This window comes from Pseudomonas sp. Fl4BN1, assembly GCF_009908285.1.
Taxonomy (GTDB): domain Bacteria; phylum Pseudomonadota; class Gammaproteobacteria; order Pseudomonadales; family Pseudomonadaceae; genus Aquipseudomonas.
Genome location: NZ_JAAARM010000118.1, coordinates 1 through 416, shown reverse-complemented (window position 1 = coordinate 416; position 416 = coordinate 1). Strand labels below are relative to the sequence as shown.

Here is a 416-nt window from a genome sequence, read left to right as displayed (position 1 = left end):
GTCACGAACATCTCCGGGCGGCTCGGCGCGTCGAGCACCCGGGCGCAGTCGTCGAGCAGCTCGTCGAGATCGGCGAACTGGCGCGTCCCCACACGTGCCGAACTCGCGAGGTACAACAGGCGGTGCTGCCGTTCGCGGAGCATCCCGGAGAGCACCTTGAGGACCTGGTCGAAGCCCTTGAGCCGGCGCAGTGCGGTCAGCGCGGTCCGATCTGCCGGATGCTCCCACGCACGGGAACTGATCCCCGGAAAAGTCGTCCGCTGCGGCGGTTGCGTCGCCGGTGGTCGGGTCATGTGGAACCGCCCCTTTCGTCGCCTGCAGGTCAACCCTACGGACGGCGGACGAGGGGCGGTGCCACTTTTTGCCGCGGTGCGGGATCAGGCGATGATGCGCACCAGGTACGGCGTCATGTTCTC

The 416-nt window shown here is 68.0% G+C and carries 1 protein-coding gene; it reads right to left on the bottom strand.

Translation table 11 applies throughout. The features are described from left to right. On the bottom strand, positions 1-293 hold a 293-nt coding region (locus GV818_RS33830; protein WP_218586331.1), incomplete at its 3' end, for a hypothetical protein. Between the last annotated feature and the right edge of the window lie 123 nt (positions 294-416).